This is a genomic window from Spectribacter hydrogenoxidans (assembly GCF_031846275.1).
In the GTDB taxonomy this organism is placed as follows: domain Bacteria; phylum Pseudomonadota; class Gammaproteobacteria; order Nevskiales; family Salinisphaeraceae; genus Spectribacter; species Spectribacter hydrogenoxidans.
Genome location: NZ_JAVRIB010000009.1, coordinates 89049 through 109154, shown reverse-complemented (window position 1 = coordinate 109154; position 20106 = coordinate 89049). Strand labels below are relative to the sequence as shown.

Annotated in this window: 22 protein-coding genes; 7 read left to right on the top strand and 15 right to left on the bottom strand. The window is 66.7% G+C overall.

All coding sequences use genetic code 11. The features are described 5' to 3' along the window. Positions 1-2 precede the first annotated feature (2 nt). Both sbcB and RM532_RS10105 read left to right on the top strand, forming a co-directional pair. On the top strand, positions 3-1439 hold the full coding sequence (gene sbcB / locus RM532_RS10110) for an exodeoxyribonuclease I (RefSeq protein ID WP_311653203.1): 1437 nt from the start codon (positions 3-5) through the stop codon (positions 1437-1439). Positions 1440-1530: 91 nt separating this feature from the next. Then, positions 1531-2037 carry an SRPBCC family protein gene (locus tag RM532_RS10105; RefSeq protein WP_311653202.1) on the top strand — a complete coding sequence of 169 codons (507 nt, stop codon included), beginning with the start codon at positions 1531-1533 and terminating at the stop codon, positions 2035-2037. Positions 2038-2791: 754 nt separating this feature from the next. On the opposite strand, the gene RM532_RS10100 is transcribed toward RM532_RS10105, so the two are convergent. Next, complete coding sequence (locus RM532_RS10100; protein WP_311653201.1) at positions 2792-3403, bottom strand: DUF938 domain-containing protein; 612 nt, start codon at positions 3401-3403, stop codon at positions 2792-2794. Between the two features lie 86 nt (positions 3404-3489). On the opposite strand from RM532_RS10100, the gene RM532_RS10095 reads away from it, so the two are divergent. The 3 genes from RM532_RS10095 to RM532_RS10085 are packed head-to-tail and all read left to right on the top strand — an operon-like array spanning position 3490 to position 5453. Further along, positions 3490-4152, top strand: coding sequence for a glutathione S-transferase (locus RM532_RS10095; RefSeq protein ID WP_311653200.1), 663 nt, complete (start codon positions 3490-3492; stop codon positions 4150-4152). A 10-nt stretch (positions 4153-4162) separates the two neighbouring features. Further along, positions 4163-5158 carry a CE1 family esterase gene (locus RM532_RS10090; protein ID WP_311653199.1) on the top strand — a complete coding sequence of 332 codons (996 nt, stop codon included), beginning with the start codon at positions 4163-4165 and terminating at the stop codon, positions 5156-5158. A gap of 16 nt (positions 5159-5174) precedes the next feature. Continuing rightward, positions 5175-5453, top strand: a complete 279-nt coding sequence (locus RM532_RS10085; protein ID WP_311653198.1) for a DUF3634 family protein — start codon at positions 5175-5177, stop codon at positions 5451-5453. Positions 5454-5532: 79 nt separating this feature from the next. On the opposite strand, the gene RM532_RS10080 is transcribed toward RM532_RS10085, so the two are convergent. The 11 genes from RM532_RS10080 to thiC all read right to left on the bottom strand — a co-directional run bounded on the left by RM532_RS10080 (position 5533) and on the right by thiC (position 15386). Further along, positions 5533-6102 (bottom strand): DUF2946 family protein, encoded by a 570-nt coding sequence (locus RM532_RS10080; RefSeq protein ID WP_311653197.1) that lies wholly within the window; start codon positions 6100-6102, stop codon positions 5533-5535. Beyond that, complete coding sequence (locus RM532_RS10075) at positions 6095-7540, bottom strand: diguanylate cyclase (protein ID WP_311653196.1); 1446 nt, start codon at positions 7538-7540, stop codon at positions 6095-6097. Before RM532_RS10075 ends, RM532_RS10080 begins: the two co-directional genes overlap by 8 nt. Positions 7541-7730: 190 nt before the next feature. After that, positions 7731-8069 carry a hypothetical protein gene (locus tag RM532_RS10070; RefSeq protein ID WP_311653195.1) on the bottom strand — a complete coding sequence of 113 codons (339 nt, stop codon included), beginning with the start codon at positions 8067-8069 and terminating at the stop codon, positions 7731-7733. A gap of 61 nt (positions 8070-8130) precedes the next feature. Continuing rightward, positions 8131-8637, bottom strand: coding sequence for a 5-(carboxyamino)imidazole ribonucleotide mutase (purE, locus tag RM532_RS10065; protein ID WP_311653194.1), 507 nt, complete (start codon positions 8635-8637; stop codon positions 8131-8133). Further along, positions 8634-9806 carry a 5-(carboxyamino)imidazole ribonucleotide synthase gene (locus tag RM532_RS10060; RefSeq protein ID WP_311653193.1) on the bottom strand — a complete coding sequence of 391 codons (1173 nt, stop codon included), beginning with the start codon at positions 9804-9806 and terminating at the stop codon, positions 8634-8636. The genes purE and RM532_RS10060 overlap by 4 nt, the downstream gene beginning before the upstream one ends. Before the next feature lie 151 nt (positions 9807-9957). Next, on the bottom strand, positions 9958-10356 hold the full coding sequence (locus tag RM532_RS10055; RefSeq protein WP_311653192.1) for a DUF3015 family protein: 399 nt from the start codon (positions 10354-10356) through the stop codon (positions 9958-9960). A 126-nt stretch (positions 10357-10482) separates the two neighbouring features. After that, complete coding sequence (locus RM532_RS10050) at positions 10483-11448, bottom strand: zinc-binding metallopeptidase family protein (protein ID WP_311653191.1); 966 nt, start codon at positions 11446-11448, stop codon at positions 10483-10485. Positions 11449-11651: 203 nt separating this feature from the next. Beyond that, positions 11652-12581, bottom strand: a complete 930-nt coding sequence (locus RM532_RS10045; protein WP_311653190.1) for a DMT family transporter — start codon at positions 12579-12581, stop codon at positions 11652-11654. A 232-nt stretch (positions 12582-12813) separates the two neighbouring features. Beyond that, positions 12814-13107 carry a HigA family addiction module antitoxin gene (locus tag RM532_RS10040; RefSeq protein WP_349255299.1) on the bottom strand — a complete coding sequence of 98 codons (294 nt, stop codon included), beginning with the start codon at positions 13105-13107 and terminating at the stop codon, positions 12814-12816. Continuing rightward, complete coding sequence (locus RM532_RS10035; protein ID WP_311653189.1) at positions 13107-13385, bottom strand: type II toxin-antitoxin system RelE/ParE family toxin; 279 nt, start codon at positions 13383-13385, stop codon at positions 13107-13109. The genes RM532_RS10040 and RM532_RS10035 overlap by 1 nt, the downstream gene beginning before the upstream one ends. 150 nt (positions 13386-13535) lie before the next feature. Further along, positions 13536-15386, bottom strand: coding sequence for a phosphomethylpyrimidine synthase ThiC (gene thiC, locus RM532_RS10030; protein ID WP_349255304.1), 1851 nt, complete (start codon positions 15384-15386; stop codon positions 13536-13538). Between the two features lie 187 nt (positions 15387-15573). On the opposite strand from thiC, the gene RM532_RS10025 reads away from it, so the two are divergent. Both RM532_RS10025 and RM532_RS10020 read left to right on the top strand, forming a co-directional pair. Next, positions 15574-16872: an ammonium transporter gene (locus RM532_RS10025; RefSeq protein WP_311653187.1), complete on the top strand. Its 1299-nt coding sequence runs from the start codon at positions 15574-15576 to the stop codon at positions 16870-16872. A 5-nt stretch (positions 16873-16877) separates the two neighbouring features. Beyond that, complete coding sequence (locus tag RM532_RS10020) at positions 16878-17498, top strand: hypothetical protein (RefSeq protein ID WP_311653186.1); 621 nt, start codon at positions 16878-16880, stop codon at positions 17496-17498. A gap of 19 nt (positions 17499-17517) precedes the next feature. On the opposite strand, the gene RM532_RS10015 is transcribed toward RM532_RS10020, so the two are convergent. The 3 genes from RM532_RS10015 to pncB are packed head-to-tail and all read right to left on the bottom strand — an operon-like array spanning position 17518 to position 19984. Further along, positions 17518-17895: a DUF427 domain-containing protein gene (locus RM532_RS10015; RefSeq protein WP_311653185.1), complete on the bottom strand. Its 378-nt coding sequence runs from the start codon at positions 17893-17895 to the stop codon at positions 17518-17520. A 44-nt stretch (positions 17896-17939) separates the two neighbouring features. Further along, complete coding sequence (pncA, locus tag RM532_RS10010; protein WP_311653184.1) at positions 17940-18566, bottom strand: bifunctional nicotinamidase/pyrazinamidase; 627 nt, start codon at positions 18564-18566, stop codon at positions 17940-17942. Further along, entirely contained in the window at positions 18566-19984 is a 1419-nt protein-coding gene (pncB, locus tag RM532_RS10005; protein ID WP_311653183.1) for a nicotinate phosphoribosyltransferase, read from the bottom strand. Before pncB ends, pncA begins: the two co-directional genes overlap by 1 nt. Between the last annotated feature and the right edge of the window lie 122 nt (positions 19985-20106).

The following is a 20106-nucleotide window of genomic DNA, read 5'->3' as shown; positions in this document are numbered from 1 at the left end:
CCATGGCCGCCACCACCTATTACTGGCATGACTACGAAACCTTCGGCGCCAACCCGCGCTTCGACTGGCCGTCGCAGTTCGCCGGCATCCGCACCGACGCGGACTTCAATGTCATCGGCGATCCGCTGGTGGTCTACTGCCAGCCGCCGACCGACCGGCTGCCCGAACCCGCCGCCTGCCTTATCACCGGCATCACCCCGCAGAAAGCCGAACGCGAGGGTCTGCCCGAACCCGAGTTCATCGCCGCCATCCATGCCGAACTGGCGCGGCCCGGCACCTGCGGGGTCGGCTACAACAGCCTGCGCTTCGACGACGAGATCACCCGCCACGCCCTGTGGCGCAACTTCTTCGACCCCTACCGGCGGGAATGGGCCGACGGCTGCTCGCGCTGGGACATCATCGACATGGTGCGCCTGACCTACGCCCTGCGCCCGGACGGCATCGAGTGGCCGACCCGCGACGACGGCGCCCCCAGCTTCAAGCTGGAACACCTGGCCGCCGCCAACAACCTGGAACAGGCGCGGGCCCATGACGCCCTGTCCGATGTGCACGCCACCATCGGCCTGGCCCGTCTGATCCGCGAGCGCCAGCCGCGGCTGTACGAGTTCGTCCAGGCCAACCGCGACAAGGCGTCCGCCCGGGCATTGCTGGACGTGGACAACCACCGGCCGGTGCTGCACGTGTCCGAGAAGTTCCCGGCCGAACTGGGCTGCCTCAGCCTGGTGATGCCGGTTGTTGCCCATCCGGTGAACCGCAACGCGGTGATCGCGTTCGACCTGCGCCACGATCCGTCCGAGTTGCTGACCCTGCCGCCCGAGGACATCCACGAACGGCTGTTCACCCCCGCCGCCGACCTGCCGGAGGGTGTGGCGCGCATCCCGCTCAAGGGCATCCACATCAACAAGTGCCCGGTGCTGGCCCCGGCCGGCATGCTCAGTCCCGCCGAAGCCCAGCGGCTGCAACTGGACGGCGATACCCTGCGCCGCCACCGCGATGCGCTGATGGCGGATATCGACACCGTCAGCGCCAAGGTGCAGGCGGTGTTCGCCAAGGGCGAGTTCGATGACCAGCGAGACCCGGAGCAGGACCTGTACGGCGGTTTCGTGCCGGATGCCGACCGCGCCGCCTGCGAACGGGTGCGCCGTGCCGACGGCGCCGAGCTGGCCGCCGACCCGCCCGCGTTCGAAGACCCGCGCCTACGCGAACTGCTATTCCGCTACCGCGCCCGCTATTTCCCCGATACCCTGGATGCCGGGGATCGCGAGGAATGGCAGAGCTGGCGGGAACGGCGTCTGACCCACGCCCCGGACGGCGGTCTCACCCTGGACGATTACGACGAACTGCTGGCGCAGCTGCCCGATCACATCGACGGTGACGCCGCCAAAATGCAGATTCTGCTGGACCTGAAGGCCTGGGGTGACCAGCTGCGTCGCTTTTGAGTCCCGCATTTGCGAAACTGTTCACCGGCCGCCTGCGCACAAGATACGGACAACCGGCGGCCCACCACAAATCCAAGGGAGGAGACCTTACATGTCCCGCAGTATTGCAATACTTTCCGCGGCCGCCGGCACCCTGTTGCTCGGCGCCTGCAGCGCCGGCGACAGCAGCCTCAGCGCCAGCCAGTCCGCCACCATCGCCGCGCCGGCCGCGGATGTCTGGGAAGCCATCGGCAATTTCGATGACCTCGACAGCTGGCATCCGGCCGTTGCCGACACCGAAATCACCACCGGCGCCAACAACGAACCCGGCGCCCAGCGCCTGCTGACCCTGGGCGGCGACGGCGGCACCGTCACCGAGGAACTGCAGTCCTACGACGCCGAGGGCATGAGCTACACCTACACCATCATCGATGGCGTGCTGCCCGTGTCCGACTACCGCGCCACCATCACGGTGATGCCGGCCGGCGACAACAGCAGCAACGTCAGCTGGAGCGGCACCTTCAATGCCGCGGGCGCGGACGACGCCACTGCCACCGAGACCATCAACGGGGTCTACAAGGCGGGGCTGGATAATCTGAGGGGCATGTTCGACGAATAGGCTGTCCCTCAGTCGTGACGACAAAGCCCGCTTCGGCGGGCTTTCTTTTTGGTAATGAGAAAACCGGTTTTCCGAGATCCGTTTGAAACAAAGATCGGAAGATTTCCGCCCCGCTGAAGCGGGCCGGGTAACTTTCTTGTGCGACAAGAAAGTCACCAAAGAAGCGCTTCCGGCGGGCGAGTCCTGCCTCGAACGGGGTTCGAGGCAGGATGCCCTGTGCGCTTCGGTCGGCGAGGGGGTGTTTCGACGGCACCTCCGTGTGCCGGCGAAAACCGCGCGCACTTCCTGTGCGCGCCCCTTCGGGCCTGGGACCTCGCCGCCCTGCAGTGCTCGGCTCGTCCCGACGGGAAAGAAGATCTGCCCAATCCAAATGTGGCTGCCTCTTCCCTCCCGTTAGCGCTTGCCGCCCGGCCGGTGGGCCATAGGGTAAGCCGGACAGGACGTCCGGCTTAGCGCCGCCGGCACACTGACGTGCCGTCGGCGCGACCCGGCCATGGCCCGGCGGCCGGGCGGGAATGCCCCGGTCAGCTTTCGCTGACCGGGGGACCAGCGGTCCGGGTCGCCTTTCTTTTCGTCTCTTTTCTTTGGCGACGCAAAGAAAAGGGACTCGCCCTTCAGGGCGAAATTCTTCCACTCCGGGAATCAGAACAACCCACCAACGCAAGTCCTGCACGAAAGCTGTTGACGGCCCCGCCAGATCGATCGGGCAGGCGCCATGAATGGCGCCCTACGGCCAATGAATAGCCGCAACGACTCAACCAACGCCCTCATCCCGACACCAGACCAGACACCGATTATCCGCCGGCATTGCCACGTCATCTGACAGACGCAGACCGACCTGCGCCGCCAGTCGATCGACATCGACGACATCGCGAATCCCCATGCCGCCGGGCTGCGCCCGCAGCGACGCGTCGAAACGGGCATTGCCCTCTCCGGTGGGCCGGCCATCATCATGAAACGGCCCGTAGATAATCAGCCAGCCGCCCGGCGCCAGGACATCACCCACACCGTTGAAGAATGCCCGGACCGCCGACCAGTCCATGATGTGCAGGGTGTTGGCACTGAACAGCGCGTCGTAGTCACCTGCGGGCCAGTCGCCGGTGACATCCAGCGCCAGCGGTTCCCGCACGTTGGGCAGACCAGCCTCCTCCAGCCAGGCCCGGATGCCGGGGTGGTTGGCGGCCACATCGCTGGTTTGCCACACCAGATGCGGCATGGCGGCGCCGAAATGAACCGCGTGCTGGCCGGTACCGCTGCCGATCTCCAGCACACTGCGGCAATCAGCCAGATAGCGCCGCAGTACTGCCAGAATCGGCTCGCGATTGCGCTCGCAGGCCGGGGCGAAGGGCTTGTCGTCGACGGACATACGGCATTGTCCCACGGGCATGACTCGCATTGCCCGCGGCCCGCCGATATCCTTGCGCCCCACGTCCACAGCTATCGGCCACGCCCATGATCACCGTCCATCATCTGGAAAATTCGCGCTCCCAGCGGGTGCTATGGCTGCTCGAGGAGCTGGATCTGACCTACGAGGTGGTACGGCACGAGCGTGACCGCAAGACCATGCTGGCCCCGCCCGAGCTCAAGCAGGTGCATCCCCTGGGCCGGTCGCCGGTGATCGTGGACGGCCAGCGGACGGTGGCCGAAACCGGCGCCATCATCGAGTACCGGACCAGCCGGGCGGGCGGCCTGCTGGTGCCGGATGACGACGAGGAGCGCCTGCGCTACACCTACTGGCTGCATTACGCCGAGGGCACGCTGATGCCGCTGCTGGTGATGAAGCTGATCTTCTCGAAGCTGGGCTCGAAGCCGGTACCGCTGCCGTTGCGGCCGTTCGGCGGGCTGCTGGCCTATGGCGTGGGCCAGCAGTTCCTGGACCCCCGCATCGCCGAGAATCTGGCGTTTCTGGAAGGCGAACTCACCGGCCGCGACTGGTTCGCCGGCGCCGACCTGAGTGCCGCCGATATCATGCTCAGCTTCCCGCTGGAAGCCGCCCAGGCCCGCACCAGCCTGGAGGATTTCCCCAACCTCTCGGCCTTTCTCAAGCGCATTCATGCGCGGCCCGCCTACCAGCGCGCCCTGGAACGGGGCGGGCCCTATGCGCTGATGTTCTGAGTCGGCTCTCATGCGTACGGCAGGGATGCCGGCAACCGGGAACCGCCGCCGCGCGGGATGGCTGGCGCTGATAATCTGGATTGTCGCCCTGCCCGCGGCGGCACTGGACCCGGGCGTACACACGCTCGAACTGGAACACGACGGTCGGCAGCGCCAGGCGCTGGTCCATGTGCCGGACGACGCGGGTGAACCGCCGTGGCCGGTGGTCCTCAATTTCCACGGCGGCGGCGGTCATGCCGCCAACCAGCAGGATTACAGCCGGCTGCATGAACTGGGCGGGCGCGAGGGTTTCGTCACCGTCTACCCCGACGGCACCGGCGGCATCCTCGGGCGCCTGCACACCTGGAATGCGGGCGACTGCTGTGGCCATGCCGCCCGGGAGAACGTGGACGATGTCGGCTTCGTGGCCGCGCTGATCGACCGATTGATCGAGACCCTGCCCGCCGACCCGCAGCGCATCTACGCCACCGGCCTGTCCAACGGTGCCATGATGACCTACCGGCTGGCGCAGGCGCTGGGAGATCGCCTGGCGGCGGTGGCACCGATCGCCGGTATCATCGCGCCGACCGATGCCGGCGGCACCCCGGTGCCGATCCTGCACATCCACAGCCGTGACGATCCGCGGGCGCTGTTTGACGGCGGGCTGGGGCCGCCCTTTCCCCTGACGCGAACACGCGTCCACCATCCGCCCGTGAATGCCTCGCTCACCGCCTGGGCCGAACGCAATGGCTGCCGACCTGCGCGGGCGGCAACCGACGAGGAACGGACCTGGCGCGGCCCCGACACCGAACACCGGGCGGTGCGGCTGAGCTACGCCGACTGCCCCGCTGGCGCCACGGTTCAGTTGTGGCAGCTGTCCGGCGCGGGCCACGTCTGGCCGGGTGCCGAGCCCGCGCTGACGCGCATTCTGGGCCCCGCTACCGAGGTGATCGACGCCAACGCCGCGATCTGGGCATTCTTTCGCGAGCGGCGGCGGGCCGCGGCCGCCGCCACATCCACCGACTGACCCGGGGCTGCCCCGCATGTTCGACCGTTTCCGGCTGACCTACCGATTGCGCATCGACGCCGAGGGCGTGCATGTCGCCGTCGGCAAACCGCCGCCGCGTTTTCTCAACGCGGTGCAGGATATCGCTACCCTGCACGGCATCGACCGCGGAAAAATCGAATGCAAGGGCGCAGGTCGCCATGCGCGGCTGCGGTTTTCCGACGATTTTCCGGAACGTGGGCGGCAGGCGATCCGCAACGTGTGGACGCCGCCCACCGGCCCGGGTTCCGGCGGGGGAATGCGGGCCAGCGGGTAGGCGATTGCGCCCAGTCGGGTCAGTTGCGGATCATCGGGCCGGCGCAATAAATTGCACCCTGCGGTTTGGCCGGAATCCGTTACGAGGCTGACGGCTCACGGACGAAACTCAGCGCCGCGGGTAACGCATCGGCATCCACCCGGCCCACTTCTACCGAATCCCCCGCAAACGTGAACCACAGCGACGTAGCCGTGCCGCCGGGCAGTGCAAGGGCATCGGCAATGGCCGTATCATCGGCGGGATCATCCCCGTGGCGCAGGCGCGATAGCGCCCATGCCAGATCATGGTCGTCGATCACGCCCGCGCCAAGCGGCGTGTCCGCCACCAGGCTGCCCTGCTCGTCCAGGCAGATCCGGTGGATGGTGGTCACCGGAAAGCCGGTATGCGTGATCAGGTCGCCCGCGCTGTCCACCCGCAGGATCAACGGGGTGTATTCCAGGCTGACGTAGCCCCGCTGCGGCCCGTTCTGGAAGAACCAGCAGCCACGATCATCCACCGCGTAGTTGCGGGCCATGAAGGCCAGGATGCGCGGGTGGGTGATGCGCTCGCCATTGACAAACCAGCGCCCGCGCCGGTCCAGGTGCAGCCAGCCGTAGAGGTCCGGCACGTTGGGCAGGCGCGCCATCGCGCGCCGGACACTTTCATCCACGGCTTTCGGCCCAGCACACGCGGTTGCGGCCCTGCCGCTTGGCCCGATACAGCGCCCCATCGGCCTCGCGGTACAGATCGGCGCCGCCATCGGGGCCGTTCGGCACGGCGCCGGCCACACCGATGCTGGCGGTCAGCGACAGCGGCTCGAGCTGCCCGGGCGCATCGATTAACGCCGCCGCGACTTCACGGCGGATGCGTTCGGCCAGAAGATCCACGGCGGCGGCATCGGCATTCTCGATCACGACGGCGAACTCCTCGCCACCGGAGCGCGCCACCAGATCCTCGCCCCGGCCCACGGCTCGCCGGATGGCAGCGGCACCACCAATCAGACAGGCATCCCCGGCGACATGGCCGTAACGATCATTGATCGCCTTGAAGTTGTCGAAATCGATGATCAGCACGTGAATGGCACGGCGCTGGCGCCACGCCCTGGCCCAGGCCTTGGCGTAGACGTCATCGAAGTGCCGCCGGTTGGACAGACCAGTCAGGCCATCGTGGCGCGACAACTGGGTCAGTTCGGTGTTCTTCATCACCAGTTCGTCATTGAGCCGCTGCATGGCGCCGGCCATCGCCCGGTGGCGCTGATTCGCGCGGATCAGCAGCCAGACCACCCAGGCCACCAGACCCGCCAGTACCAGACCGGCCAGCCGCCAGGTCCAGACATAGCCGGCTTGCGGACGCCAGCCGTCGACCGGCGCCGCCAGCAGCTGCCAGGATGCGCCCGGCAGGCTGATCGGCATGGACACCGCATCGGCGGGGACGTCACCCTGGCCCGCCAAACGCCCGCGCCCACCGCTGCCGTCGGCATCGCCCAGCAGCCAGTAGCGGATGCCATCCACTTCCGGCGCCAGACCGACGTAGTCGAGCAGCCGCGGGATGTCGATCACGATCGATATCATCCCCCAGTAGTCGCCATCTTCGAGGAAAACGGGTGTGCGGTGGATGATGCCGCGGCCACCCTGGACGAGATCGACCGGCCCCGCCACCACCGAACTGCGGCTTTCGATGGCCCGGCGAACGCTCGGCCACTGATCCTTCTGGTTGTCCAAACGCAGCCCGATGGCCTTTTCATTGCCTTCGAGCGGGTGCACGTAGGCAATCCGGTTGTCCGGGGCGAGGCCGATGTTGCGCACCCGCGGATCGGCATCGTGCAGGGCGCGCAATGCCCCCCGGTATTGCGTCGGGGTGGGGTTGTCCACCCCGCGGATCAGGGCCACCAGCCCGTTGGCGAGATACAGCGTCGAACTCAACCCCGTATCCAGCCGTGAGCGCAGACTGGCCGCGTGTTCGACCACTCGCTCACGCTCCTGATGCTGGCGCTCCTGGCCCTGCTGCCAGACCAGCGTCTGGAATAAGACCAGCGCCAGCAGAAACGCGCCGGCAGTCGCAACGACTGCCCGCAGCAGTGATCGGCGCCTGGCGCTAACCGTTGTCACCAATGCAGTCCCCGGTTCGTGAAAGCGTTGTCTTACGCAGTATGCGGCACCAGGCGCACAGCAAACACCCGGCGCCGTCGGCAAGATGATGGCGCTTACCGGAGTCGTTGCAGTTATCGTTCCACCCGTGTGGCCACCAGCATCCAACCGTCGAACAACCCATTCCCGGGCGTCGATATTGTCCGGAAAATCAGCGTACGAAGTCGATCCGCTCGATTTCCCAGCGCCGTTCCAGCCCGTTGGCCTTGGTGCAGCCCAGCGGTTCCGGGTCGGCGCCCGGCGCCAGTGTCTTGACGCTGCGGCCCTGGCTGCGGGTATCGCCCAGATAGCGCCACAGCACGATTTCGATGGCGCGGGCTTCGTGGGTGTTGGCCACCAGCCGCATCTCGGCGCGGTGGCGGGTGCAGGCGGAGGCGTACTCGTGCCCGAACTCGATGAAGGCCCGCGGATCCTCCGCCTCGCCCGCCGCCACCGGCAGGCCGGGGGCCAGTGCAAGCACGAGCATGGTCAGTCGGATTCGCCAGTCCATACCGCGAATCTGCCACACAATGGGCATCGGGCGGAAACCGCCGGTCGTTGCGTCCGTCCGGTTATCCGCCGCGGCGGGTCAGGTCCTGGGCCTTGGTCAGCACCTTTTCTTCCAGCGTCTTGCGATAGGCCCTGACGCGATCCCGCAGCGTGCTATCGCCGGTGCCGAGAATCTGCGCGGCCAGCAGGCCGGCATTGGTGGCGTTGTCGATAGCCACGGTGGCCACCGGCACGCCGGCCGGCATCTGCACGATGGACAGCAGCGAATCCTGGCCGCTGAGCGCGGTGACGTTGACCGGCACGCCGATCACCGGCAGCGGCGTCATGGCCGCGGCCATGCCCGGCAGGTGCGCGGCGCCGCCGGCACCGGCGATGATCACCCGCAAGCCGCGATCCTCGGCACCGGTGGCGTAGTCGTAAAGACGCTGTGGCGTGCGATGGGCGGACACGATGGTCAGCTCATACGGCACCGCCAGCTGGTCGAGCATGTCGGCCGCCTTCTGCATCACCGGCAGATCGGAGTCGCTGCCCATGATGATGCCGACCAGCGGCTGTTGTTCCGTTGTCATAGGGGGCGCTCTCCACGAATCTTCAGAACCTGGCGTATCCGTTCCGCCTTGGCGCCGGCCGCTTCAATGCTGCGGTCGACCACGGTCACGTGACCCATTTTCCGGCCTGGCTGGGATTCCGCCTTGCCGTAGATGTGCACCGCCGCGCCCTCGACGGCCAGCGCATCGCTGAGGCCCTCGACAATGGTACGACCACTGTAACCCGGCTCACCCAGCAGGTTGATCATCACCGCTGGCTGCACCTGCTCGGTCGAGCCCAGCGGCAGACCGGTGATGGCGCGGATCTGCTGCTCGAACTGGTCGGTCACGCAGGCCTCGATGGTGTAGTGCCCGGAGTTGTGCGTGCGCGGGGCGATCTCGTTGACCAGCAGGCGGCCGTCCTTGGCCAGGAACAGCTCCACGCCGAACACGCCGACGCCATCGATGGCGTCGATCGTTTTGATGGCCAGTTCGCGGGCAGCGCGGGTCTGCTCTTCACTGATACGGGCCGGGGCCAGGAGTTGGTCCAGGATGTTGGCTTCCGGATCGAACACCATCTCGACCACCGGATAGGCGCGCGTGGTGCCGTCCAGCCCGCGCGCGACCATCACCGCCAACTCCCTGTCGCAGTCGACGTATTCCTCCAGCAGGCTGGGCACCGGCAGGATGCGCTCCGGGTCGGTGTCGTCATGGAAGATTTCCACCCCGCGGCCGTCGTAACCGCCGCGCTGGGCCTTCTGCACCAGCGGGTAGCCGAACTCGGCCAGGGCTGCCGGCGTGGGCTGGTCCAGTTCCACAAAGCGGCCGGTGGCAATGCCCCTGTCGGCCAGCATCCGCTTCTGCGTCAGCTTGTTCTGGATGCTGGCCAGCAGTCGCGGCGACGGGAGGATGCTGAACCCCTCGGCCACCAGCTCTTCCAGCGCCTTCGAGTCGATGGATTCGATGTCGAAGGTGGTCACGTTCGACAGTTCGGCCAGCTCGCGCAGCTTGGCCGGGTCGAAGAAATCGCCCACGATCTGGTGGCCAGCGACCTGGCCGGCCGGCGAATTCGGCGTCGGATCCAGCACGATGGCGGAAAACCCCAGCTGGGTGGCCTTGCGCACCATCATGCGGCCGAGCTGGCCGCCGCCGATAATGCCGATGCGGGCCAGCGGAAACGGCAGCTCGCGATCGGACAGGTTATGGCTCATGTCGCGTGAAAATCGCCGGGAAAAGCCGGCCATAATAGCCGATTCCCGGCGTATTTGCCGAACCTGAAGCGCCCTCCCGGCAATGGGCCGGGCGCGGGGCACCCGGCCGGCAACCGGCGGGGCTGCCAACCGCGTGCCCCATACCTGCTCGCTAGCGAGTCTCGCGCAGCGCCACCACGCGATTGACCAGATCGCCCTCGGCGGCCGCCGGCCCGTACAGGCTGGCGTAGTTGCCCTGCAGCCAGCGGCCGAAGGCTTCGGTATCGGCCTCACCCATCAGATTGGCAAATGCATCCAGGTGTTCCCCCTCGCCGGCGGCCACGTCGCGGCGCAGGGCCACGAAGCGCTTGTCGGCGAAGTCGCGGGCCCGGGCGAAGTCGTCATCCTCGCGGTCTTCGTGGATGAGATAGGCCGTGGTGCCGGCGGTGCTGGCGCTGGTGGCCAGATCACCGCTGTCGTTGACGCAAGCGCCCAGGCCGATCACGGCGCCCAGGGCCAGCGGGAGAGCGGCCGACCCGATCGGCCAGTGATGTAGGCAATTCCGGTTCATGGCATCTTCCTTCATGGTCAAGACTGGAAAGGCTGGTTCCCGGCGCCATCGCCATACCCATGCCCGCAGTCTGCCGCAAACCGGGCCAGCGGCATATCCCGTGACGCAGGAGAGCCAGTGTCCGCGTTACAGCCCCTGCGCGCCCCGGCGCAGCCAGTCGTGCACAAAACCCAGCTTGCGGCGGGCCGCCTCCGAGAGCACGAACGGATACAGATCTGACAACCCCATGGCGCGGTTGACGTGGTTCACCGCCACGGTCAGCGATGCCGCCACCCGGATCAAGCGGTCCGCATCCGGCTCGGCATACGGGTCCCAGCGCGGGCTCGGCAGATCGGCGGCGGTCAGGCCGGCGGCGACGAAGCTGTCCGTGATGTCGGTCAGGTGCATCAGGTGGGCGGCGGTCTCGGCCCAGTCCTCGTGCGGGTGGGCCGAAGCATAGGTGGTCAGGAAGCGTCGGTCCCAGTCCGCCGGCGGACCGTTGTGGTAGTGGCGCTGCAGGGCAGCCGGATAATCGTCGCGCTCGTCGCCGAACATGGCGCGGAAGGCATCAAGAAAATCGTCGCGCAGACTCAGCCGCCACCAGAGCATGTGGGCGATTTCGTGGCGCATGTGGCCGATCATGGTGCGATAGGGCTCGTGCAGGGCCTGGCGGCGGGTAGTGCGCAATACCGTATCCGCCTCGTTCACGCTGATGGTGACCACGCCCTGCGCATGCCCCATCGGCACCGGCGTCGCCCCCTCGGCCAGCATGTGGAATACCGGCCGCGTGCCCGGGTCTTCCGGCCGGAACCAGTGCCAGCGGCCGAGGTTGTCCAGCGCCCAGCGCTTGGCGGCCTCGGTCAGTGCCCAGTTGGGAATGGCATCGGCAATCGAGGGATCGGGGGCCAGCGCCGTCATCGCACAGGATCGGCAGAACGAGCCTTCCTCCGGCGCAATCCAGTTGCAGCCGATCACGCCACGGTTCACGCAGAACGGCGGCATGGCCAGAAACGCCCGCGCCTGCGGGTCGTAGGCGACCGGCGTGCCCTGGGCGGTGGTCAGATTGTCGAACCAGAGCGATCCGGCTCCGATGGGGTTGGCGAAGACGCGCATATGTCGGGGAAGCCCTGCTGCATCGTTGAGGGACGCACAGTGTGGCGGAAAGCGTGGGCCGCGGGGCAAATCGCGGTTTGTCGGCAGGTGCGGGAACCCCTGTGACCATGCCTGGAGCGGCGGCATCGGCCTGCCAGGCAGCGTCGCCGCCCAGGCCTGCAGGCGCCATCGGCCAGTACCAGCCCGGCCAATCAATCAGCGCGCTAAGCGGGTCGCCGGGCGCTCGAATAGACGCTCAGCGCCGTCACCGTGACCAGAATCAGACCCATGCCAATTACCTGCATACCGACCAGGCTTTCCTCAAGCACCACCACGCCGAACAGCGATGCCGTGACCGGCTCCACCATGGCCACAATCGAGGCCACCGCCGGCGCCGTGTGGTTCAGTCCGACGATGTAGAGAATGAATGACAGCCCCGCGCCAAGCACCCCCAGAATGCCGAAAAGCGGCCAGTCCGGGGTGCTCAGCACCGCCACCACCTGGCCGGTATCGGCAAACCCGATCAGGATGGCGCAAAGCGCGGCGAACGCGATCACCAGAATCGCCTGCGGGCTGCCGTGCGGCGCCGCGTACTTGAAGCCGAAGATGAACAACGCGTACGACAACCCGGCCAGCAGCCCGGCGCCCACGCCGATCGGTGTAACGCCGCTCGCCCCGATGTTGTAAATGCCGGTCAGCAGCGCGACCCCGACCATCACCATGGCGATTGCCGCCCACTTCAGCGGCGTGGCCCGCTCCAGCTTGAGCGCGAACGACACCAGATACACGAACACCGGGGCGCAATACATCAGCGTCGCCGCCACCGCGACACTGCCCTCCCCGATGCTCACGAAATAGAACGAGAAGTTGCCCGCCACCCCGAGGCCGGCAATCACCGACCAGACCCACAACCGGCCACTGGCCAGGCCACTGTCCCGCGGGCGCAACGCCAGCCAGCCCAGCACGAACAGCAGCCCGATGGCGCCACGGTAGGACGCCACCACGAACGCACTCCAGCCGTCGGCCATGAGAATGCCGCCGATACCACCCGATATGCCCCAGCAGAACGCCGCCATGGCCACGAGGGCGGTGCTGAGTCCGGTCGTCCTGTTGAGCTGGTTCGAGTTCAGCGGAAGTGCCGGCTGCGATCCCATCAATTCATTCCTGTCGTTTACTGATGCCGGATCGCGACCCGAGCTCTGTTGTTGATAACCAGCTTAATAGCAATTGTCATCTAACCGATGACGGACCGCCAGGACGGTGACGATTTGTTGCGCCTCGATCTCGAATGGGGTCCGCAGGATCAGCTTGTTCGACGGCGGCAAAAGCTAGCAACCTGCTTACCAGCTCACCGTAACGGCCCGATTGGTTAAACGCGATAATTCGCTACGCCGCGTCAAACTCGATTTTTTCGACGGCATCAAGATTGACCGAATCCCTGGCCTGCCAGAGTTCATAGTTATCCTGCATCGCCAGCCAGCTTTCGGCGGAACGCCCGAGTGCCTTGGATAAACGGAGTGCCATTTCAGAACTGACGCCGCTACTTCCCTTGAGAAGGCGACTCAGGGTCGAGGGAGAGACGCCCAGCTTCTGCGCCAGCTTGCGTCCCGTGATATCGAAAGGTTCCATGTATACCTCTCGAATGAATTCGCCAGGATGGGGGGGGTTATGCATAGTCATCAGTGATAGTCCTCGTAGTCCAGGACGAAGGCATTTCCGTTCCGGAACTCAAACGTAATACGCCAATTTCCGCTCACCCAGATGGACCAGCGTCCGCCGTCCGACCCTTTTAGGGTGTGCAGCCTGAAGCCGGGAATATCCATATCTTCGATATTGATCGCCGTATCCAACGCGGCCAATTGCATATGTAGCCGCCTAGCGTGCTCGGGCTGAATGCCGGCCTTTGACCCCGACTCGAAGTAGCGCTTGAGCCCCTTGTGGCGGAACGACTTGATCACGCCGCGATTATAGCGCGTTGCGCATCACGCAACAATATATGAAGCATTTGTCTGGATTTCTTGTGTCGCGCCGGGAGGCGCAATTCCCTCTCCTTGGCCCGCTCCCCTTGTGTCGGAGCGAGGGGATGGCGCGCTCAGGCTAGCGACGTATCAGCGGTAGATTTCACCACCGGTTTCGACGAATTCCTCGGCCTTTTCGGCCAGGCCGGCTTCCAGGGCATCCTCGGGCGTTTCGATGCCGCGCTCGGCGGCGAACTCGCGGACTTCCTGGGAAATGCGCATGGAGCAGAATTTGGGTCCGCACATGCTGCAGAAGTGGGCCACCTTGGCGCTGTCCTTGGGCAGGGTTTCGTCGTGGTAGCCGCGGGCGCGGTCGGGGTCCAGGGCCAGGTTGAACTGGTCTTCCCAGCGGAATTCGAAGCGGGCCTTGGACAGCGCATTGTCGCGGATCTGGGCGCCGGGGTGGCCCTTGGCGAGATCCGCGGCATGGGCGGCGATCTTGTAGGTAATGATGCCTTCTCGCACGTCGTCGCGATTGGGCAGGCCCAGGTGTTCCTTGGGCGTGACGTAGCAGAGCATGGCGGTGCCGTACCAGCCGATCTGGGCGGCGCCGATGGCGGACGTGATGTGATCGTAGCCCGGGGCGATGTCGGTGGTCAGCGGGCCGAGGGTGTAGAACGGCGCCTCGTTGCAGGCTTCCAGCTCGGCGTCCATGTTTTCCTTGATCAGTTGCATGGGCACGTGGCCGGGGCCTTCGATCATTACCTGGCAATCGCGGGCCCAGGCGATTTCGGTGAGTTCGCCAAGTGTTTTCAACTCGGCCATCTGGGCTTCGTCGTTGGCATCCGCAATCGAGCCGGGGCGCAGGCCGTCGCCCAGCGAGAAGGCCACGTCGTAGGCGGCCATGATCTCGCAGATGTCCTCGAAGTGTTCGTAAAGGAAGGACTCGCGATGATGGGCCAGGCACCACTTGGCCATGATCGAGCCGCCGCGCGAGACGATGCCGGTGATGCGCCTGGCGGTCATGGGCACGAACGGCAGCCTCACGCCGGCATGGATGGTGAAGTAGTCCACCCCCTGCTCGGCCTGTTCGATGAGTGTGTCGCGGAACAGTTCCCAGGTCAGGTCCTCGGCCTTGCCGTCGACCTTCTCCAGCGCCTGGTAGATGGGCACCGTGCCCACCGGCACCGGCGAATTGCGGATGATCCACTCGCGGGTTTCGTGGATGTGCTTGCCGGTGGACAAATCCATGATGGTGTCGCCACCCCAGCGGGCCGACCAGACCATCTTCTCCACTTCCTCGGCGATGGAACTGGAAACCGCCGAGGTGCCCATGTTGGCGTTGATTTTCACCCGGAAGTTGCGGCCGATGATCATCGGCTCGGATTCCGGGTGGTTAATGTTGTTGGGGATGATGGCACGGCCGGCGGCGATCTCGTCGCGCACGAATTCCGGGGTGACCTCTTGCGGCAGATTGGCGCCGAAGCCCTGGCCCGGATGCCGGCGCAGCAGGCGCGAGTCGCGGATTTCGTCGATGCGGGCGTTTTCCCGGATCGCCACGAACTCCATCTCCGGCGTGATGAGGCCCTGCCGGGCGTAGTGCATCTGGCTGACGTTGGCGCCGGCCTTCGCCCGCAGCGGTTTGGGCGGCGCCGGGAAGCGCAGGTGATCCAGGGCGTTGTCGGCGTGGCGCTGGCGGCCGTATTCGGAGGAGAAATCGGCCAGGCGCTCGGTGTCGCCGCGCTCGGCGATCCAGTCGGCGCGCAGCGGCCTGAGGCCGGCGGTCAGGTCGATCTCGACGTCCGGGTCGGTGTACGGGCCGGACGTGTCGTAGACCGTGATCGGCGGATTCTTCTCGATGCCGAAGGTGGCCGGGGTGTCGGCCTGGGCAACCTCGCGCATGGGCACCCGGATATCCGGACGGGTCCCCCTCACGTGAATGCGTTGCGACCCGGGCAGTGGCTGCGTGACCTCGGTGGTCAGGCTGCCGGTCCGGTCCATCAGTTCCTGGGAAATACGGGAAGCGGGAGCGCTCATCAGCGGTCGGTCAGTGACGTAGGATGGTTTATTAGAACATGCGCAACGACCCGGCTGCACCGCTTGCCGGACCGGCTCCGACGGCCAGGCAAACGGCGTCGGCACCGTTCTTGCTGCCCCGATGTGGTTCATCCCCCCAGGAAGCGGACGCATGAGCTTGTCGCGCATCATAGCCCTTGCCGGCATTGCTGCCATCGGGTGGCCCGGCATTGCCGGGGCCGAAGTGACACCGGTCAGCGGCGGGGCCGACATCGCGTGGGTCGCAATGGCGGCGGCATTGGTGTTCTTCATGCAGGCCGGGTTTGCGCTGCTCGAGGGCGGCTGTGCCCGCGCCAAGAACGCCACCAACGTCATCATGAAGAACTACGCCGATCTGTGTTTCGGCGTACTGGCCTACTGGGCGGTGGGCTACGGGCTGATGTTCGGGGTGAACCCCTCGGGCTGGTTCGGCACCAACGGCTTCCTGCTGGGCAGCATCAACGGCAGCGAGGCGGTGTTCTTCGTGTTCCAGGCGATGTTCGCGGCGACCGCGGCCACCATCGTGTCGGGAGCGGTGGCGGAACGCATGCGTTTCTGGCCCTACGTGATGGGCTCGGTGGTGCTCACCGCCGGCATCTATCCGGTATTCGGCAGTTGGGTGTGGGGCAGCGTGCGCGACGGCACCGGCTGGCTGGCGGCGATGGGCTTTACCGACTTCGCCGGTTCCACCGTGGTGCATTCGGTGGGCGGCTGGTCAGCACTGGCCGCAGTGCTGGTTCTGGGCCCCAGACTGGGGCGCTTCGGGCGCGACGGCAGCGCCCGCCCCATTCCGGGGCACAACCTGCCGCTGATTGCGCTGGGCGTGTTCATCCTGTGGCTGGGCTGGTTCGGCTTCAACGGCGGCAGCACGCTGGCCGCCAGCCTGGATGTGGGGACCGTGCTCATGAACACGGAACTGGCCGCCACCGCAGGGGCGGTGGGCGCCATGCTGACGCTCGGGCTGACCCGCCGGCCACTGGCGGCAGTGCCCATCCTGAACGGCGGACTGGCCGGGCTGGTTGCCATCACCGCCGGCTGCGCCAGCATGGATGCGCCCTTCGCGGTGATCACCGGTGCGGCGGGCGGCGTGGTGGCCACCCTCGGCGCGGCCCTGCTGGAGCGGCTACGCATCGACGACGTGGTAGGCGCGGTGCCGGTCCATGGCTTCGCCGGCGCCTGGGGCACGCTGGCCGCCGGGCTGTTCCATGTTGACGGCCTGTTCGACGGCGCCCGCATCACCGTGCAGCTGATCGGCATTGGCGCGGCTTTCGCGTGGACCTTTCCATCGGCGCTGCTGGTATTCGGGTTGCTGCGGGCCGTGCTCGGTCTGCGAGCCGATACGCTGCATGAGCAGCACGGCCTGGACTACACCGAGCACGCCGACATCGGCTACCCGGAATTCCAGTCGCCCATCGCGGCCCCGCCGCGCTGACCCCCGTGACCGACACGGACTGGCAACAGGCGATTGATGCGGTACTGAGCGCCCATCTGCCCGACTACCAGGCGACCACCGCATCGCATCTCTGGCATACGCAGTACGCCAATGGTCAGGCCGCCAGCGTGCTGACCTTCGTGCGCGACATCAGCGCGCGCTTCGAGTTGTCCACCAGCCAGCGGCATGCCCTGCGCACCGCGATCTACCGTGCCATGGTGCACGGCACCGCCCCGGCACCCGCAGCAACACCGGCCGCAGCGAACAGCAACGGCATACCGAATCCGCGGGCCCGGGAAGTCGGCGCCGCGCTGGTGGATGCCATCCGGCAGCAGGCGGACACCACTCGCCTGGCGGCGGAAATTGCCCCGGCGGTCGGCCGCGAACCGGCACTGGCGGCAAGCGCCGATGAGGTGGCGGACTGGCTGGCCGGCCGTCGCACCACCATGCCTGCACTGGGCGAGCCGGCCATCGCCGCCGCGATCCATGCGCTGTACGTAGCCGCCTGCCGGGCTTTCGGGCCGGTTGCCGGGGATCGCTTGCTGACCAGTGCGGCTGAGATTGCCGGAGCACTGCCAGCCGCAACCGGCTACCCGGTATCCCGGCTGCTGTATCCGAAGCGCTAGTCCGTCTGGTAGCGGTACCCTACTCCCGCCATATCACGATGGGGTCGGGGTAGAAGGCCACGCAGTCGGCAATCGCAGCCAGTTCCGGTCTGGGGTCGGGATAGTGCCAGGCGGCATTGGGCAGGGCCTGGTCGCCGACGGTGACGTCGTAGTAGCGGGCGTCGCCCTTGTGCGGACAGTGACTGGTGGCCGGGTTGTCGCTCAGCACACCGGGCCGAACATCGGCGATGGGCACGTAGATCACCGGCGGATAGCCCGCCTCGCGCAGTTCGAAGGCATGTCCGGATCTGGCGATGGCCTCGCCGCTGCATTGAACGTGGATGACCGCGGCAATGCGGTCGAGCGTGATTCGGCCGGTATCCACCGGGACCTGGTCAACCTGCTCGGCATCGGGCATGGCTTTCAACTCGTGTCGGGGTTGATCGAGACGGCTGGCGGCCGTCAGTGGCCGGCAATCCGCTCGCTGGTAACCATCTCCACCCCGGCGGCGCGCATGCGATCGAACGCGCTGTCCACGTCACCGGGCTGCAGATCCACCCCGCGGGTGCCATCGGACACCAGCCGGGTGGCGAATCCTTCGTCCACCGCGTCCATGGCGGTGAAGTACACACATACATCCGCTGCCAGACCGGCCAGCGTCACCGCGGTCACGTCGCGGGCCCGCAGCCAGTCGGCCAGTCCGGTGGCCTTGCGATGGCCGTTGTCGTGGAAGGCGCTGTAGCTGTCGATACGACGGTCCGTGCCCTTGCGGAATACCGCGTCCACGCGACCCATGTTCAGGTCGGCCGCGAATTCCGCGCCATGCGACCCCTGAACGCAATGATCAGGCCATAGAATCTGGGTCAAGCCATCCACTTCCGTCACTTCGAATGGTGTCAAACCCTCGTGCTGGCTGGCGAAGGACAGATGATCGGCCGGGTGCCAGTCCTGCGAGGCCACGACGATATCGAACGCGGATTGCAGGCGATTGACCACCGGGATTACGGCGTCCCCCTCGGGAACCGCCAGCGCGCCGCCGGGCAGAAAATCGTTCTGAATGTCGACCAGAATCAGTGCGTCCGTTGCCATCACTTATCTCCCTGCGCATCGGCCAGCCGCGCCTCCAGCGCGACCTCATAGCCTGTGACAGCGGCAAATGCCGAGCATTCACCCGCGGCGTGCTCGCGGATGGATGTCAGGTCGGGCGGGTCACCCACCGGCCGGCCACCACGCACTAGCGGCTGCAACAGGTCCCGCGTGGAAGCCGCCGCCGGCAGTGCGCGGGCCTCGCCGCCTGCCAGCAACCGGCCGGCCCGGAAATCGGCACCGACCACCTCGTCGTCGTACAGCCAGTCGGCCAGCGGCCGGCCATCGGCGTCGAGAAAGCGGCGCACCTGGAGGCTGCCGGCCAGGGTCTGCTTGTCGGCGGTATCGGAACGCTTGGCGCGCTGCCGCCAGCGACCGTCGTCGTCGCGGATCGCCCCCAGCTTGTATACGCCGTCGAGGGCGCCATCCGGCGCGCCGGTGGTCAGCCGCGTGCCCACGCCCCACAACACAATGGGCGCACCGCCCTGCTTGAGCTCGGCGATTCTGTGCTCGTCCAGGCTGGAGCTGGCTGCGATACGGGCGTCGGGGAATCCGGCGGCATCCAGCCTGGCGCGGGCTTCGCGGGCCAGCGCTCCGAGATCACCGGAGTCCAGACGAATGCCCAGCATTTCGTGGCCGCGTTCGCGCAGCTGCCGGCCGGCGGCGATGGCGTTGTCGATGCCGGATCGCGTGTCGTAGGTATCCACCAGGAAGATGCAGTTGTTCGGCAGGGCCTCGGCGTAGCGCAGGAAGGCGTCCAGTTCATCGTCGAAGGCCATGACCCAGCTGTGGGCATGCGTGCCCCTGACCGGGATATCGAACAGCTTGCCGGCCAGCACGTTGGCGGTAGCCGCGCAGCCGCCGATGTAGGCAGCCCGCGCGGCGATCACCCCGGCTTGCGGGCCGTGGGCCTTGCGCAGGCCGAAATCCAGCACCGGATCACCGCCCGCGGCACGGGCCATGCGCGCCGCCTTGGTGGCAATCAGGGTGGGAAAATTCACCAGATTGAGCAGCGCTGTTTCCAGCAGCTGGGCCTGCAGGATGGGCGCGCGCACCCGCAGCATGGGTTCACGGGGGAACACCGCGGTGCCTTCGGGCACCGCATCCACATCGCCGGTGAATCTCAGGGTTGCGAGATAATCCAGAAACGCGGGTTCGAACAGCCGGCCGCCACGGGCGTCGGTCAACCCGCGCAAGTAGTCGATGTCGTCCGGTGCGAAAGCGAAATCGGCCAGGTAGTCGCGCACGTCCTCCAGACCGGCGGCCAGCGCGAATGCCTGCCCGAACGGCGCCTCCCGGAAGAACAGGTTGAATACCGCCTCACGCTCGGGATCGGCCGCACACCAGTGGGCATAAGCCATGGTCAGCTGGTAGAGATCGGTCAGCAGGGCGAGTGACCCGCTGTTCAATGATCGAAGCATGTGCCGATTGATTCCGGAGTTCTAGTGAAGCCTGCGGCCGGGCGTGGGTGCTTTCAATCCGTGCGGGGCCGCCGGTCGATCGGCGATACTACCGGACCGGCATGCTTCACGAGCCCTTACCT